We start from the raw sequence: 14445 nt of genomic DNA on the forward strand, positions 1-14445 counted from the left end.
CTGCCTTAGAAATCTGTAACAGGAGCTTAACCATATGTACCTCTCACTGTGGCCTGGTAAGCCATATCCTTTAGGAGCAAACTGGGATGGCAAGGGTACAAACTTTGCTCTGTTCTCAGAAAATGCGACAGGAGTGGAGTTGTGCCTGTTTGACCAAAAAGGGCGAGAAACCCGACTGGAACTGAAAGAAAAAACTAACTTTACCTGGCATGGTTATGTTCCCGCGATCGGCCCAGGACAACGCTACGGTTTTCGGGTACATGGTTCCTTTGCTCCTGAAGAAGGACATCGCTTTAACCCCCACAAACTACTCATTGACCCATACGCCAAAGCAATTGACGGTGATGTTCGCTTTGGCGAAGAAATCTTTGGTTATCGCTGGAATGACCCTAACGAAGACTTGGGATTTTCTGACCTCGATGACGCCCATTTAGTTCCCAAATCTGTTGTCGTAGATCAGTCTTTTGATTGGGAAGGAGATGAACTGTTACAAACTCCCTGGCATGAAACGGTTATTTATGAAACTCATGTCAAAGGATTTACCAGACTTCACTCCGAAATTCCGCCTAGACTGCGCGGAACTTACGCTGGTTTAGCACACCCAGCGGCGATTTCTCACCTCCAATCTTTGGGTGTGACTGCTGTAGAATTGATGCCCATCCATCATTTTCTTGCATATCCAGGTCACTTAGCAGATAAGGGTCTGAAAAATTACTGGGGTTATGACTCTCTTTGTTATCTGGCTCCTTATTCTGGTTACAGTGCCAGCGGCTGTGTTGGGCAGCAGGTGAAAGAGTTCAAGCAAATGGTTAAGGCACTGCACAGAGCAGGAATTGAGGTGATCCTGGATGTCGTCTACAACCACACGGGTGAGGGCAACCACATGGGGCCAACTTTATCTCTGCGTGGTATTGACAATGCTGCTTATTATCGCCTGGTAGATGGAAATTGCCGATATTACATGGATTTTACAGGTTGCGGTAATTCTCTCAACGTCCGCCACCCCCAAGTGCTGAAACTAATTATGGATAGTCTGCGCTACTGGGTGTTAGAGTGTCATGTTGATGGTTTCCGTTTCGATTTGGCATCAGCACTAGCACGGGAACTTTACGCAGTCGATCGCCTCGCCGCTTTCTTCGATATCATTCACCAAGATCCGGTCTTAGCAGATGTAAAATTAATTGCCGAACCTTGGGATGTGGGTGAAGGTGGCTATCAAGTAGGCGAATTTCCGTTGTTGTGGTCAGAGTGGAACGGTAAATATCGAGACACAGTGCGCGACTTCTGGCGCGGAGAAGATAGCCGCATGGCAGAATTTGCCTATCGATTTACAGGTAGTTCTGACTTGTATCAGTTTAATGGTCGCAATCCCAGTGCCAGCGTTAACTTTATTACTGCCCACGATGGCTTTACTCTCTACGATTTAGTTAGCTATAACGAAAAACACAACGAAGCAAACGGGGAAGATAACCGAGATGGAGAAAGCCACAACCGTTCTTGGAACTGTGGTGTAGAAGGCAACACAGACGATCCCCAAGTGCTGCGCCTGCGGAGAAAGCAACTGCGAAACTTTTTAGCGACGCTGATGTTATCCCAAGGAGTACCCATGCTGGTAATGGGTGATGAAATGGGGCGATCGCAAGGCGGCAACAACAATCCCTACTGCCAAGATAATGAAATTTCCTGGTTAAATTGGGATTTGCAAGAAGAAAACGAGGCATTGTTAGATTTCACCCGCCAGTTGATTGACTTTCGGCGCAGACATCCTATTTTCCGCAGGCGCAAATGGTTCCAAGGAAGAGCTATTCACGGTTCTGGCGTCAATGATATAGCTTGGTTTAACCCTGACGGCGGCGAAATGACAGAGGAACAGTGGAACAGTGGCTATAGCAAAGCGATCGGCATTTTCCTCAACGGCGAGGAAATAGCCACACCAGGGCCGCGAGGTGAGCGTATTATTGACGAAAGCTTTTTGTTGTTTTTTAATGCCCACTACGAAATGCTGGAATTTCACATTCCCAAAGGGCTACAAGACTGGGAATGGCTCACCATTATCGACACTACTAAGCCGCGCTTTGTCCAACGGGGCAAACGCTACATCGATGATAAACCCATAGAAGTAGATGCGCGATCGCTCGTCATGCTGCAAAAAATGGGAAGAATTTCCCGTGATGATGAAGATTAACTAGGGACTAGGGGCTAGGGACTAGGGACTAGGGACTAGGGACTAGGAATATTTATTTGGAATCATTATTTGGAGACTAATTTTAAACTCGCCTCTAGCCCCTAGCCTCTAGCCCCTAGCCTCTAGCCTCTAGCCTCTAGCCTCTAGCCCCTAGCCCCTAGCCTCTAGCCTCTAGCCTCTAGCCCCTAGCCTCTAGCCTCTAGCCCCTAGCCTCTAGCCCCTAGCCTCTAGCCTCTAGCCCCTAGCCTCTAGCCTCTAGCCCCTAGCCTCTAGCCCCTAGCCTCTAGCCCCTAGCCTCTAGCCCCTAGCCTCTAGCCCCTGTCCCCTGTCCCCTATCCCCTGTTCCCTGATTATGCATATCGGTTCTCAATATTTAGGCGATCGCACTTGTAACTTTACTCTCTGGGCACCTTTGGTAGGTGAAGTCGCAGTTCACCTCGTTGCCCCAGAGGAAAAATTTATTCCCCTGCAAAAGGATGAACGAGGCTACTGGCATGGTAAGGTTAGCAATATCGAGCCAAATACTCTTTACTTTTATCAACTCGAAGGTCAAACTGACCGAGCCGATCCCGCTTCCCATTCTCAGCCCGAAGGAGTTCACGGCCCCTCACAAGTAATTGACCATAGCGCTTTTAAATGGAATGATGACCAATGGCAGGGAATACCCCTAGAAAAAATGGTCATCTACGAGTTGCACGTCGGAACTTTTACTAAAGAAGGTACATTTGAGGCAGTAATTCCCCGGATTCCCGAACTATTAGAATTAGGCGTCAACGCTATTGAAATTATGCCCGTTGCTCAGTTCCCTGGAGAACGCAACTGGGGTTACGATGGCACTTTCCCTTATGCGGTGCAAAATTCCTATGGTGGTGTGAATGGCTTGAAGCAACTAGTCAATGCCTGTCACCAACAAGGCATGGCAGTGATTTTAGATGTAGTTTACAACCATCTTGGCCCGGAAGGAAATTATCTTTGGGGATTTGGTACTTACTTTACCGATCATTACAAAACGCCTTGGGGTAGTGCGGTTAATTTTGACACAGCTTACAGCGATGGTGTCAGACACTACTTTGTCCAGAATGTTCTCTACTGGCTAGAAAACTTTCATCTTGATGCTTTGCGTTTGGATGCCATCCACGCCATATATGACTTTGGCGCTAAACATATTTTGGCAGAAATGGCTGATGCAGTTGCCCAACTTTCACAGCAGCAAGGACTTAAACGCTATCTAATTGCAGAAAGCGATCTCAATGATACCCGCATTATCCGTCCTCAAACAGTGGGTGGTTATGGGATAGATGCTCAGTGGAGCGATGATTTTCACCATGCTTTGCATACAGTAGTAACTGGAGAAAATATTGGATATTACCAAGACTTTGGTAGCTTAGAACAATTAGCAAAAGCTTATCGCCACGCCTTTGTTTATACTTGGGACTACTCCCCCCATCGCCGACGCTATCACGGTAACGATACGAGCGGTTGCCTTGCCAGTCAGTTTGTAGTTTGTTCGCAAAATCACGATCAAGTAGGAAACCGGATGCTAGGCGATCGCCTCTCCTCACTCATTTCCTTTGCAGCGCTCAAATTAACAGCAGCAGCAGTTCTCCTTTCTCCCTACGTTCCCATGTTGTTTATGGGAGAGGAATACGGCGAGACAGCACCTTTCCTCTATTTTGTCAGCCACAGTGACCCTAACATTATTAAAGGAGTACGAGAAGGCAGAAAAGCGGAATTTTCTGCTTTTTTTGATGCTAGCGGACAAGAACCACCAGATCCGCAAGCCGTAGAGACATTAGAGCGATCGCGCCTCAATTGGGAGATGCGCCACGAAGGTAAAAATCGAGCGCTGTGGTTGTTTTACCAAAAATTACTCCAACTGAGAAGAGAAATTCCCGCCTTGACTAACTTAGATCTCAACGATTTAGAAGCTTTGGTAATAGAACCAGAGAAAGTTTTATCTTTGCGGCGTTGGTGTGAAAATAGTCAAGTTCTGTGTTGGCTTAACTTTAGTCAACAAGCAGTAGAGATTACAACAAACCTACCTTCCGGAAGTTGGCAAAAACTACTCGACTCTGCCGAACCCACCTGGGGAGGCAGAGGTTCCCAATTACCGGAGAAACTTTCTACTGAAGAACAACAAACACTTGTACTAAATCCCGAAAGCGTTGTTGTTTACAGTAATGACTAGAAGGCAAAACAGAAGGCAGAAGGAAGAGAAGATAAGGAATTTTAGTGAAATTGGAAAATTTGAGTTTGGAGGGAGAAACTTCTAGTTCAAAACGAGAACTTTTAGGCTTGAAACTAAAAAATTCTAGTTTGGAGGGAGATACTTCTAGCTCAAAACGAGAACTTTTAGGCTTGAAACTAAAAAATTTTAGTTTGAAACGAGAAACTTCAAGCTTGAAACTAAAAACTTCTAGTTTGAAACGAGAAACTTCAGGTTCAAAACGAGAACTTTCTAGCTTGAAACCTGTCCCCTATCCCCTGTACCCTGTCCCCTATCCCCTGTCCCCTATCCCCTGTACCCTATCCCCTGTACCCTGTCCCCTGTACCCTATCCCCTGTACCCTGTCCCCTGTACCCTATTCCCTGTACCCTATCCCCTATCCCCTGTACCCTGTCCCCTATCCCCTGTCCCCTGTTCCCTATCCCCTGTACCCTGTCCCCTGTCCCCTGTCCCCTGTACCCTATCCCCTGTCCCCTGTCCCCTATCCCCTGTACCCTATCCCCTATCCCCATTATGCAGATACCCATTACAACCTATCGAATCCAATTCACTCCCGAATTTGGTTTTGCCAACGCTCAAGCGATCGCTTCTTTCCTAGCAGAGTTGGGAATTTCTCATATCTACGCTTCTCCCATTCTCACCGCTAGAAAAGGCAGCACCCACGGCTACGATACCGTGAACTATAACGAAATTAGCCCCGAATTGGGTGGAAAAGAACAATTTGAAGAACTAATTGAGGCACTCAAGCAACTCAATATTGGCTGGGTGCAAGATATTGTACCCAACCACATGGCATTTGACAGTCAAAACCAGATGCTTGTGGATGTTCTGGAAAACGGTTCTGATTCGCAGTATCGAGACTACTTCGATATTACTTGGAACCATCACTACGAAGAAAATCGGGGCAAAGTACTAGCACCTTTTTTAGGAAAATTTTGTGGTGATTGTTTAGAAAGTGGTGAGCTACAACTACAATATGATGAAAATGGCATCACCATTAACTATTACTCACTCAAATTTCCTATCCGAGTAGAATCTTACTACCAAGTTTTAACCTACGACCTTGGACGTTTGCGGGAAAAAATAGGTAGAGATCACCCATGTTTCATGAAGCTTTTGAGTGTTCTCTATATGTTGAAATATACTCCATCTGGAGAGGAGGGCAGAGAACGATACGACCAAATTGCTATTGTGAAACGGATGTTGTGGGAACTCTGGAATGATAGCCCAGAGGTGAAAGAATTTATTGAAGAAAATATCCGCATTTTTAATGGAGAACCAGGTAAACCTGAAAGCTTCAATCTCCTAGAAAACTTACTTTCTGACCAATTTTTCCGGCTTTCCTACTGGAAAGTGGGTAACGAAGAACTTAATTACAGACGCTTTTTTACTGTTAATGAACTAATTTGTCTTCGCATTGAAGAAGAAAAAGTTTTTGAGAACACCCATGCTTTGATTTTAGAATTAGTTAAAGAAGAAAAATTTAATGGATTAAGAATTGACCATATTGACGGACTTTACGACCCTGCAACATACCTTAATCTACTTCGAGAATATGCTCCCGAAGTTTATTTAATAGTAGAAAAAATCCTAGAACCTAAAGAAGAATTGCCTATAACTTGGCCGATTCAGGGAACAACAGGATATGACTTTCTCAACCAAGTAAATGGAATTTTCTGTTTACAATCAGCCGAACAGGAATTTGATGACATTTATCATAGGTTTATTAAAAAAGAAGTTTCCTGTGAGGATTTGATTGACCAGAAAAAGAGATTAATTATTAGCAAAGATTTAGCAGGAGATATTGATAATTTAGCCCACCTACTCAAACAAATTTCCGGACGCTATCGCTATGCTAGTGACTTCACTATGTATGGCTTAAAAGCTGCTTTGGTAGAAATTTTGGCAGTGTTCCCAGTTTATCGCACCTATATCAGCAGTACTGGTGCAAGCAAAACCGATCAAGAATACATTCAGCAAGTTCTGGAGCGTGCAAAACAAAATATCCCCAACTTTCTCAATGAGTTAAATTTTATCGAGAAATTCCTGCATTTAGATTTCGATGATTCCTTGAAAGAAGAAGACAAGCAACAATGGTTGCATTTTGTCATGCGGTTGCAGCAAATGACAGGGCCATTAATGGCAAAAGGTGTCGAAGATACTGTTATGTATGTGTATAATAGGCTTCTGTCATTAAATGAAGTAGGTTCCCATCCCGCTCATTTTGGTATTTCTTTAGAAGACTTTCATACCTTCAATCAAAACCGTTTGGCTGCTTGGCCTCACGCTATGAATACAACTTCTACCCACGATACCAAACGGGGAGAAGATGTGAGAGCCAGGATCAACGTCCTATCGGAAATTCCCCAGGAGTGGGAGAATAATTTGAAACAATGGCGCGACATTAATGCACCACAAAAGATTTCTGTTGGCGGAAGAGATGTACCAACACCCAATGATGAGTACTTGTTCTACCAAAACCTTATAGGTGCTTTTCCCTTTAAGGACGAAGAGTACCCGCAGTTTGTAGAGCGGATGCAACAGTACATTATCAAAGCAATTCGCGAAGCAAAAGTTCACACTGCTTGGCTCAAGCCAGATACTGACTATGAAAATGCCTTTACTGAGTTTGCAGAACAGGTATTGAAAGAGCCTGAAAATAACCCCTTTTTTGAAGCTTTTCGTCCCTTCCAGCGCAAAATTCAATACTACGGTGTATTTAATTCCCTCTCTCAGACGTTGCTGAAACTTACTGCTCCCGGTGTTCCAGACACATATCAAGGAACAGAACTTTGGGATTTGAGTTTAGTAGATCCAGATAACCGCCGCCCGGTAGACTATCAAGCGCGGCAAGAATATTTGCAGGAGATTAAAAGCAAAGCCGAGACTGACTTATCGGGTTTAATTACAGAACTGCTGCAAAACCCAGAAGACGGAAGAATTAAACTTTTCCTAACTTATCAAGTTTTGCAAGCTCGTCGGCAACACTTGGAGGTATTCCAGCGAGGATCGTACTCCAAATTAACTGTTGCTGGTAGCTTAAAAAGTCATGTTGTCGGATTTGCCAGGGAATTGGGAGATAAAAAAATCATAGCGATCGCTCCCCGTTTCTTCACCTCGCTCGTCAAAGAAGGAGAATATCCTCTCGGCGAACAAATTTGGCAAGAAACCCGGATTGTTCCGCCTGCCGATTCTTCCCCTGTCTGGCAAGATGCGATTACAGGGCAACAAGTGCAAGGTGAAGATACCCTCTGGGTGCGGGAGATTTTGCAACAGTTCCCCGTGGCGTTGTTGGTTAATCAATCACAACAGTAGAATCGCGCAAGCGATCGCATTCTTCTCGCTAGCATTTAAGGTTTTCAATCGAGCGATCGCTTAGAAACATTCATTTACTACAACTGTTTCAGTAGTTGATTAACAGATAACACGGGCATGGTTGCATTTGAAAAATTCCGATCGCGGGTAACAATTGCATCTAAACCTTGAGCAATTGCACAAGCAATTTGTACAGCGTCTTCAAAATCTGCCAAACCTGACATTAAAGCAACTTCCAAAACAATTCGATCAACAGGGCAAATCTCCATAACTGCCAGTATGATAGAGATTATTTGCCTTGCTCGTTCGATACTTTGAGTTTGCCTTTTGGCTATGTAGAAAATATCGGTTAGCGTTGTTGCAGTGAAATAACCTACAACTTGTCCAGCACCAAGCGCTTGAAACAAGGCTTCTGCATCCGAAAAAAATGGCTCCCGCTCTAGCAAGAAATCAAGAACTATGTTGGTATCGATGAGAACTCTCACTTGAGATACTTCTCCACTCGATGCTCTTCCAGCATTGCCTCTACTTGAGCGTCAGTGGGTGGCGGCTGATCTGTTTTTAGCAAACCACGCATCTGATTAATCAGAGTTTTGCGATTTGGTTGTAGGTTAAGATTGCCTTTAAGGGATTCAATGATGTCACTGACTAATGCGAGACGATCGCTCACCGATAAGTGACGGGCTTGCTCTTTCAACTTTTGCAATAACATTAGATCTACTCCAACAATCGCTGGTATCTAGATTCTAATATGAGCGATGATGAGCGATCACCTGCAACACAGTTCGGGCAACAAGTCGATATACCCAATCAAGATCAGGTAGTTGATTGGAGAGATGTTGGAGACAACAATCATTCCTTGGCTAAAAAGTTACGAATCGATTGAACATCTTGTTCTAAATCGTCTTCAGTGTAGGGTAAGTAGGCTTTTTCGCGCTTAAGGAATTCATAGGTTTCCCAACGGGAGGAGAAATTGAGCATTCGGCGGACTTCAGCGGCTCCAATACGACCTTGGCGATAGTTGTCAGCCACAATGAGTTCTAAAATTCTGCGGGAAAAGTTAGCGGGTTGGAGTTGCAGTTGATTAGCGATATCGTCGGGAAGTTCGATTATAATTTGTATATTGTTATACGGAATTTTCAAGTGGTTCTAGAATAACTCTACCCTTTTCTATATTTGCTTCAATAACTATTGCCTTCAAGCGATCGTTGACTTTGAAAACTTGGCTTGGGTGGTTAATAGATGGATTGAGAATCCTTGAGCTAGGCACTAAGGCATACAGTTCTCCAATATCAACAATTACACCGTAGTCTCTGACACATAGTACAGTACCACTAACAACTTGACCAACTTGTAACTGCCTGAGTTTGTTTCTAACAGAGCCAGGGATTAGCACCAAGCGATTAAACTCTTCTCTTACTTCCAAAATCTTGAGTGGAAGTTCTTTCCCAATCACCAATTCCTCCCGGTGCTTGTCAACATAAGTACAAATAAAACCGTGCAAGCCTTCAATTTTGGTTATTGCTCCGCGCATAGTTTTTCTAAGGATTTTTCCATAAACTGTTACATCCTCAGACTGCAATTGCCGTAACCGTTCCCATGCTTTTTGCCTCTCTAATTGGCGGATTGAAAAAGAAACCGTTGGAGGATGCTCTTGAGAACACAAGAACCACTGAATTCTCGCTGATACCCCACCTGCATGGGCTGCAAGAATTTTAGTGTGTACGATGAGTTCTTCTTTATTTACGGAACGACCACATTGGCGAGAAGCCTCATACAATGTATGTTCATACAAGCGATCGCTATCTTTGAGGGTTTCCGGTGAACAATGGGAGAAGAAAATATCATGCTCACCATCGTAATTTCCTACAACCAAAAATTCTCGGATTTCATTCAATTGCAGAGCTTCTTCTGGAGTTTGAATTTCGTTAAGTGATAGCTCTGGCAGTGGAACGTAAACTGGTTGCTCCGTATCAAAGTCAACAAGGACACCTGCATTTTCCAGCCTAATGATTTTTCCAGTAACGATATCACCAGGTTGAAATCTACCTAACTTAAAGCTCATAAGCTACTGGGTTTAACATCACCCTGCTTTGTTAGCGTTTTATCATAGCGTCTGCGGGTATTTTAGCATACAGCACAAGTCAACTATATAACGATCGCCTTCAACGGCTGCAAGTATCTTTCACAATATATGAGCTTGAGTCAGTCTGCTGTAACGTAGTTGTTAGATAATGCCGAGAAGCTACAGTTCCTGTTCAATCGCTTGTCTAATTTCCTCTTCGGAACTTGATCGGGCAACTGATACCATGTGTGTGGGATCATCTTGAGAAGGCCGCAATAGCTCTATTATTCCTAATCCTGGAACACGCATGACTGGTTACTCACAACAAACCTATATTTCCCAGATTCTTCACGAGTAAATCAGACATCTACGAGTTGAACGCTGGCGTCAGGGCATTATTTCATCAAGGAATTCGCAAGCCGGCGAAGTTGCTCTTTCAGACTAAGATCTATTACTTGAGAGCCAACTTTAACGACGAGACCACCAAGTATATTTGGATCAATACGGGTTTTGAGTTCAACTTGTTTAGCCCCTGTCATTTCTTTGATTTTTTCGGCGATCGCCTGCCGTTGTTTTTCCGTGAGTTCAATGGTGGCGATCGCTTCAGCTAGTACGATCTGGTTTAATTCACGTAACAAAAGTTGGTATTCTTGACAAATACCTTGTAACCACAAGATCCGGCGACGATCTACTAAAAGCATTAAAAAATTAAGAACATACGGATGAACCTGGGTTGCTGCAATTTTCCGGAGTACAGCCTTCTTTGCCTCAGCCTTGACTAGCGGATTAGCTAAAAATTGATTTAAATCCTGAGATTTGTCAAGCAAATCCAGTAAAAAAGCAACATCTTGATTAATCCGCTCTGTTAAACCGTGATTCACAGCTATAGACATCAATGCCTGGGCATAAGGCTTGACAATTTTAGTACTTACTATGCCATGTCTCATAGAAGACAACTATATTGAATATCGAAGATATCAGCCAGCCCCTTGATGGGCATGGCAAGTTTGTTAGATATGAAGGTTTTTTTCGGAAAAGCCAATCGTTTTGAAGATACGCCCCTGGATAGTGCGAACGAGCAGCAATCCTCCCAAAACTACCAAAAATCCACAAATAGCCCAAAGCTGAGTGTTAGGAATTTCTACAACGCCACGTAAGATAACTTCTCGTAAAGTAGAAACAATAGACACTTCGACTGCAACTCCAACGGAGATGCGTCGTTCTTGGAGGTAGATAATTAATAGTCGAAATAGTTCAACCAAAATCAATAGAAATAGAATATCGGAGGTGATTGCTTGAAACTGAAGGGGGTGCATGAGAGAGAAAAATAATTCCCCCATCCGAATGAGCATGATACTAAACAAACCAATGCACAGTAGTATCACGATCAAGTCTTGAACAGTTTCAAGATAATGAACAATCTGTTCTCGACTGACTAGAATTTTCCACTGATTAGGTGAATTATTCCAGATTTTAAACATCAACCATTTTTCCTTCAGGTGGCAATTGTTCCTGTTTCAGGCTTGCTTTTTCGTTAGGTGTTTCCAAGCAGAATTTAGGGCATTTTTTACGCGATCGCCAGCACGGTTTGCGGCTTCTTGAAAGCTTTCCCACTCGTCTTGCAAAAACTGTGCAGCTTGTTGTAAGGCGTTTTTGTCGTGCTTGCCAGAGGCTTCTAATTCGTCATGCACTTCTTTAATCTTCACCCGTACCACTTCTGGCTTGTCATTTGGCGAAACGAGAGATTTAAGGCGATCGCCCATTGTCCGCACTAAGTTCTTAACTTGCTGCGACTTCTCGCTAAGAAAGCCCTTAAGTCCTTCTGGCTCACTTTGGAGGCGTTCTTTAGCACCTTCTCGCACTACTACCGCTTCAGCCTCAATGACTTCCACATCTTCTGGATATAATACTGCCCTACCGCCAAAGGGAGCGGCGATATCTCCTGCCAAAATATAGGCTGTAATGTTGCCAGTTTCCCAATCAAAGAGAAAATCTTCCACCCATCCCAAAGTTTCAGCCATGGGAGAGCGGACTGGCAATTGGTACAAACGGCGGAGATTTGTAGGTTGAGAAACAACGCTACTACTGTAAGTTAATACAGCATCGGGGCCAATGACAAACACTTGCTCTAGGGGTGTATATCCTTGGCTTCCTCCAATAAAGCTCACCCTTCCTTTGTCATCAATCCAAACCTCTTCCACTGTGTCAAAACGGGATGCAGTAACACTATCCATTGCCATTAAACCCAGGATTTGGCTGCGGCGTACAACATTAATCATGGCTTTCTCCTCCTCATAATATATGTATGTCTGCACGATGGTGTGAGCGGATGCGGCGGGGGCGATCGCTGCTTGAGTAAATGATTATTTTGAGGAAAAATTGGATTCACCACGCTCGGTGACAGTGCAATACGGTTCAGTTAGTGATGTTGATTTCTCGGAGATCCCCCTTAGCCCACGGCAATAAAGCGGGAAGAAAATCTACACCCGGACACTTGCTACAACGGGGGACTCGGGGCCCCCACGGAGTGGGGATTGGGGGAGAACCCCCGCAACGCAGTGTCCTCGCTTTTTACCTCCCCTTAGGGATTTCCAAGAAACAAATTATCCCGGATTGTGGGGTGGGCATCCTGCCCGCCCCTCGGATGGGACGGGTGGGGACACCCATCCCACAAGAAAATTTGGGATGTTTTTTATTTGGAAGTCCCTTAAAAAGGGGAAAATTAACTGCTTTTTGCCCCCCTTAGAAAGGGGGGTTGGGGGGATCTAACCTTATCCCCAGACAAATAAATTAACCTATATTAACCTTGACAACTTTGTGCTTTTCCTCTTCAGCTTTTGGCAAGGTTAGACTGAGAATTCCATTTTTGTATTCAGCGTGCACTTTATCGTTTTGAATATGGGAAGGCAACGGAATCACCCGTTCAAATCTGCCGTAGCGGAACTCAGAGCGAGTTATACCATTGTCTTCGATTCTAGTTTCAGACTTACGCTCACCGCTAATAGAAACTGATTCGGCAGTGACTTCTACATTAATGTCTTTTGGTTCTAAACCGGGTACTTCCAGTTTCAGGTGAATCGCATCATTAGTTTCTTCCATTTCAGCGGCTGGAACAAAGGATAACCCCACACCTTCTCCGCCATCAGACGACAGTAGCCGATCAAACAGGCGATTCATATCCCGATGTAATGTTTCAATTTCCCGTAAGGGTTCCCAACGAATAAGTGCCATAGCTATCACCTCTAAGAATCAAGATTGTTTCTAGTAGAGGCTCAATCTCAAGCTTCCTGGCTCTTATTAAGATAAGTATAATTTTGTAAATAGAGCTTTAATTTCAAGAAGCTCGATCTCAAGCTTCCTAGCTAAACATTAGCACCAAGGTTAAAGCTGAGTAGGTTCGGTTTTATAGCCTAGTGCGATCGCAATATCCGTACTATTCTCAATAAAGAAGTAGGGGAGCAGAAGGAAATTATGTCCCTTTGTCCTCTTCTGTTCCCTATTTCCTGTTCCCTGTTCCCTATTATCACAATGTCTATTCTTAAAGAAACTAATAATGCCCTAATTGTGGGCGCAAGCCAAGGTATTGGTTTGGGATTTGTGAAAAAATTACTACAACTTGACAATATCGCTCGCATTTATGCAACCTATCGTCATCAGGAGTCGGCTTCTGAGTTAATTGCACTTATGGGCGAGCATCCAGAGAGATTAGTTTGCCTATCTATGGATATTACGGATGAGGTGCAAATTGCAAAGTGTACAGAAAAGCTACGTGCAGAGATAGACAAATTACACTTAGCCATTAACTGTGTTGGAATTCTACACGAGGGGACGTTACAACCAGAAAAAAGCCTCAGACAAATTAACTCCGAACAGTTGGTACGTTATTTCCAAGTTAATAGTATCGGTGCTGTGCTTCTTGCCAAACACCTGTTACCCTTATTTCGACATCACGATGCAAGTATTTTTGCTAGTATTTCTGCCAAAATCGGTAGCATTGGCGATAACCAACTTGGTGGGTGGTACGGTTACCGCGCCTCCAAGGCTGCACTGAATATGTTTATGCGAAATGTGGCAATAGAATATGACAGAACGAGTCCAAAGACAATAGTTGTTACATTGCATCCTGGTACAACTGATACACGTCTCTCTCAACCTTTTCAAAAAAATGTACCTGCCGAAAAGCTATTTTCGGTAGAGCGTACTGTTACCCAATTACTCGCAGTTCTAGAAAAGCTACAACCAGATGATAGCGGACAGTTTTTCTCCTGGGATGGCAGTCGTTTACCGTGGTAAATCAATTAACTTTATTTGCACAATCCTACTGACTTGTACGGTAGGATACAGATTCTTGTTCACTAACGGGCACAAGCTTAAAAAGTATATCTTAAAGAGAAAATTAAATCCTCCTAGAGGTAAATAAATTTCACAAGCATTACCATTTAACATAAATTTTATGATTAGCAGCAAAGTAACAGCTTATCTGTTGTTGAGTTAACAATTAGATGTTATTTTTTCTACTACTACTGAATTTAGTAGTTTGTCAAAACGGACAATGAAAACTATTACACATTGAAAATTGTGATAGAAATGATTTTTTTTTTGTTTACAAAAATTTTGATGTGTATGATTACTTAAAGAATTAAAATATTTTTT

At 43.5% G+C, this 14445-nt stretch carries 12 protein-coding genes; 4 read left to right on the top strand and 8 right to left on the bottom strand.

Annotated features, from left to right (window positions below; genetic code table 11):
- Nucleotides 1-34 precede the first annotated feature (34 nt).
- The 3 genes from glgX to treY all read left to right on the top strand — a co-directional run bounded on the left by glgX (nucleotide 35) and on the right by treY (nucleotide 7727).
- Entirely contained in the window at nucleotides 35-2185 is a 2151-nt protein-coding gene (glgX, locus tag UYC_RS0109740; protein ID WP_016877128.1) for a glycogen debranching protein GlgX, read from the top strand.
- Nucleotides 2186-2537: 352 nt separating this feature from the next.
- A complete protein-coding gene (gene treZ / locus UYC_RS0109745) occupies nucleotides 2538-4373 on the top strand; it encodes a malto-oligosyltrehalose trehalohydrolase (RefSeq protein ID WP_016877127.1) in 1836 nt (611 codons plus the stop codon).
- Between the two features lie 552 nt (nucleotides 4374-4925).
- Nucleotides 4926-7727, top strand: coding sequence for a malto-oligosyltrehalose synthase (treY, locus tag UYC_RS0109755; RefSeq protein WP_016877126.1), 2802 nt, complete (start codon nucleotides 4926-4928; stop codon nucleotides 7725-7727).
- 77 nt (nucleotides 7728-7804) lie between these two features.
- On the opposite strand, the gene UYC_RS0109760 is transcribed toward treY, so the two are convergent.
- The 8 genes from UYC_RS0109760 to UYC_RS0109805 form a co-directional block, all read right to left on the bottom strand.
- The gene (locus tag UYC_RS0109760; RefSeq protein ID WP_016877125.1) at nucleotides 7805-8212 is read right to left on the bottom strand and encodes a PIN domain-containing protein; all 408 of its coding nucleotides are present in this window, start codon (nucleotides 8210-8212) and stop codon (nucleotides 7805-7807) included.
- Nucleotides 8209-8439: a hypothetical protein gene (locus UYC_RS0109765; protein WP_016877124.1), complete on the bottom strand. Its 231-nt coding sequence runs from the start codon at nucleotides 8437-8439 to the stop codon at nucleotides 8209-8211. Before UYC_RS0109765 ends, UYC_RS0109760 begins: the two co-directional genes overlap by 4 nt.
- Nucleotides 8440-8579: 140 nt before the next feature.
- Nucleotides 8580-8870 (bottom strand): UPF0175 family protein, encoded by a 291-nt coding sequence (locus UYC_RS0109770; RefSeq protein WP_016877123.1) that lies wholly within the window; start codon nucleotides 8868-8870, stop codon nucleotides 8580-8582.
- Nucleotides 8854-9792, bottom strand: coding sequence for a S1 RNA-binding domain-containing protein (locus UYC_RS0109775; protein ID WP_016877122.1), 939 nt, complete (start codon nucleotides 9790-9792; stop codon nucleotides 8854-8856). Before UYC_RS0109775 ends, UYC_RS0109770 begins: the two co-directional genes overlap by 17 nt.
- Nucleotides 9793-10187: 395 nt before the next feature.
- Nucleotides 10188-10739, bottom strand: a complete 552-nt coding sequence (gene atpH, locus UYC_RS0109785; RefSeq protein ID WP_016877120.1) for an ATP synthase F1 subunit delta — start codon at nucleotides 10737-10739, stop codon at nucleotides 10188-10190.
- Between the two features lie 63 nt (nucleotides 10740-10802).
- Nucleotides 10803-11273 (bottom strand): phosphate-starvation-inducible PsiE family protein, encoded by a 471-nt coding sequence (locus UYC_RS0109790; RefSeq protein WP_016877119.1) that lies wholly within the window; start codon nucleotides 11271-11273, stop codon nucleotides 10803-10805.
- Nucleotides 11274-11309: 36 nt separating this feature from the next.
- Nucleotides 11310-12071: a hypothetical protein gene (locus UYC_RS0109795; protein WP_016877118.1), complete on the bottom strand. Its 762-nt coding sequence runs from the start codon at nucleotides 12069-12071 to the stop codon at nucleotides 11310-11312.
- 511 nt (nucleotides 12072-12582) lie between these two features.
- Nucleotides 12583-13023, bottom strand: a complete 441-nt coding sequence (locus tag UYC_RS0109805; RefSeq protein ID WP_016877116.1) for an Hsp20/alpha crystallin family protein — start codon at nucleotides 13021-13023, stop codon at nucleotides 12583-12585.
- 297 nt (nucleotides 13024-13320) lie between these two features.
- On the opposite strand from UYC_RS0109805, the gene UYC_RS0109810 reads away from it, so the two are divergent.
- On the top strand, nucleotides 13321-14085 hold the full coding sequence (locus tag UYC_RS0109810; protein WP_016877115.1) for an SDR family NAD(P)-dependent oxidoreductase: 765 nt from the start codon (nucleotides 13321-13323) through the stop codon (nucleotides 14083-14085).
- The last annotated feature ends 360 nt before the right edge of the window (nucleotides 14086-14445 follow it).

This window comes from Chlorogloeopsis fritschii PCC 6912 (assembly GCF_000317285.1).
GTDB lineage: Bacteria > Cyanobacteriota > Cyanobacteriia > Cyanobacteriales > Nostocaceae > Chlorogloeopsis > Chlorogloeopsis fritschii.